Below are 298 nucleotides of genomic sequence, written 5' to 3'. Positions count from 1 at the left end.
ATAAACACCGCGCGGGCTTTGCCAAAGATCAATCACGAATTCGACAGCCATAAAAAAACCCCGCCGAGGCGGGGTTTTCATGATCGATGGAATCGATTGAGTAGTTGGCGCGGGTGCCGACCACTTCGATTTCCACGCGACGGTTCTTGGCGCGGCCTTCCTTGGTGCGGTTGTCAGCCACAGGCTGCTTCTCGCCCTTGCCTTCGGTGTAGACGCGGTTGTGTTCGATGCCCTTCGAGACCAGGAAGGCCTTGACGGCTTCGGCGCGACGCACCGACAGACGCTGGTTGTAGGCGTC

General features: G+C 58.7%; 1 pseudogene. It reads right to left on the bottom strand.

The annotated features are described in order from the left end of the window. Window positions 1-103: 103 nt before the first annotated feature. Window positions 104-298: pseudogene (locus tag ACZYSP_RS35425) on the bottom strand (OmpA family protein); the annotation flags it as partial.

This window comes from Variovorax sp. F042, from assembly GCF_057814215.1.
The sequence above is the reverse complement of the archived record's forward strand: the minus strand, read 5'-3'. Positions and strand labels throughout refer to the sequence as shown.